Consider the following 1,874-nt stretch of genomic DNA (forward strand, 5'->3'; position numbering starts at 1 on the left):
CGGCGCCGTACGTCGACGTGCCCGCGGCGATGCGGCCGGACGCGCGGAAGTGGGCGTCGGCGGCGACCACGGCGCCCTGCTCGTGGCGCACAGCGGTGAACACGGCATCCGTCTGCGTCTCGATCGCGTCGAGGAAATAGGCGTTGCCGTTGCCCATCACGCCGAAGACGGCGTCGATGTGCTGAGCGAGGGTGAGGGCGACGTGCGCGGAGACGGTGGGCATGGGAAAGCCTTTCGAGACAGGGACGGAGGAACTGCGGGATCCGTATGTGTCTCGCCTCCGCGTCTTCGCGAAGTGCTTCGTGCCTCTTTTTCAGGCACCGGCCGGGCCGGACCCGCTCAGTCTACCGGCGGGGGGAGCAGCGCAGGATGCGGGAGGATGCAGGAATGACTGATGCAGAGATCGAGCGCGAGACACTCACCTGGGACGGTTTCGGGGCGGCGACGCGCGATCTCGCGCGCGACATCCTCGACAGCGGTTTCCTGCCGGAGGTCGTCGTCGCGATCGCGCGTGGCGGTCTGCTCCCCGCCGGGGCGATCGCGTACGGACTCGGCGCCAAGAACTGCGGGGCCATCAATGTCGAGTTCTACACCGGGATCGGCACTGTGCTCGACGCCCCAGAGGTTCTGCCTCCCGAGCTCGACATGGCCTATCTCGACGGCCGCCGGGTGCTGCTCGTCGACGATGTCGCCGACTCGGGTCGCACACTCGCGCTCGCCGTGCAGCTGCTGAAGGACAAGGGCGCCGACGTGCGCTCGGTCACGATCTACACCAAGCCCTCCACGATCATCCAGCCCGACTTCGCGTGGAAGGACACCGATCTGTGGATCGACTTCCCGTGGTCTTTCCGCGGGACGGTCCGCGAAGAGGACCAGGGCCTCGCGCCGTCAGCGTGAGGCCGGCGGGTCAGCCGCGCAGCAGGGAACGCAGTGTCTGGATCGTGTCGGCCTCGGACGGCGACTTGTCCTGCCGGTAGCCCTTCACCCGGGCGAATCGCAGGGCGACGCCCCCGGGATATCGCGGTGAGCGCTGCACGCCGTCGACCGCGATCTCCACGACGAGTTCGGGGCGCAGGAACACGGTGGACGCCGTGCGGTGCGACTCATGCCCGGGGAACTCGGCGGTCTGCCACCGCAGGAGCTCGTCGGTGAGGCCCTTGAAGGTCTTTCCGACCATGACGTAGCCGTCGGCGTCGCCGAATTCTCCCGAGGGATCACGGGCGCCCAGGTGGAGGTTCGAGAGCCAGCCACGGCGGCGGCCGGAGCCCCACTCCGCCCCGAGCACGACCAGATCGAAGGTCAGCACCGGTTTGACCTTCACCCAGGACTTGCCGCGCCGACCGGCGGCGTACGGCGCATCCACGGCCTTGATCACGACGCCTTCGTGTCCGGCGGCGAGAGCATCGCGCGACAGCTGCTCGGCGGCATCCGCATCGTCGGTGACGATGCCCGGCATCCGCCAGTCGCCGACCACGCGTTCGAGCTCGGCCAGACGGACGGAGAGCGGTTCGTCGATCAGGTCGCGCCCGTCGACGTGCAGCACGTCGAAGAACCACGGTCGCAGCACGAGCTCGCGCGACACATCGGCACCGAACCGCGACATGGTCTCCTGGAACGGGCGCGGCCCACCGTCTTCGTCGAGCGACAGCGTCTCGCCGTCGAGGATGACGTCGTGCGCCGGGAGAGCGCGCACGATCTCGACGATCTCGGGCACGCGGTGCGTGATGTCGGCCAGGCTCCGCGTGTAGATGCCGACCTCGTCGCCGTGGCGATGCGCCTGGATGCGGGCGCCGTCGAGCTTGTACTCGACAGAGGCCCGGCCGGTGACCTCCAGCGCGGCAGAGGGCGTCGCAGCCGTCGCGGCCAGCATGGGC

At 69.2% G+C, this 1,874-nt stretch carries 2 protein-coding genes and 1 pseudogene; 1 reads left to right on the forward strand and 2 read right to left on the reverse strand.

Annotated features, from left to right (window positions below; genetic code table 11):
* Positions 1-223: thiamine pyrophosphate-binding protein (locus tag KZA10_RS13815; protein ID WP_256934861.1), on the reverse strand; the 223-nt coding region annotated here is incomplete at its 3' end.
* 164 nt (positions 224-387) lie between these two features.
* On the opposite strand from KZA10_RS13815, the gene KZA10_RS13820 reads away from it, so the two are divergent.
* Positions 388-897, forward strand: a complete 510-nt coding sequence (locus tag KZA10_RS13820) for a phosphoribosyltransferase (protein WP_017828369.1) — start codon at positions 388-390, stop codon at positions 895-897.
* A 10-nt stretch (positions 898-907) separates the two neighbouring features.
* On the opposite strand, the pseudogene KZA10_RS13825 reads toward KZA10_RS13820, so the two are convergent.
* Positions 908-1,874, reverse strand: a pseudogene (locus tag KZA10_RS13825) (ATP-dependent DNA ligase); the annotation flags it as partial.

It is taken from the genome of Microbacterium sp. BF1 (genome assembly GCF_019279095.1).
GTDB classification, from domain to species: Bacteria; Actinomycetota; Actinomycetes; order Actinomycetales; family Microbacteriaceae; genus Microbacterium; species Microbacterium maritypicum.

Bases quoted from the DNA above. Each gene is read 5' to 3' on its own strand.
- KZA10_RS13820 (WP_017828369.1), top strand. From the start codon at position 388: ATGACTGATGCAGAGATCGAGCGCGAGACACTCACCTGGGACGGTTTC.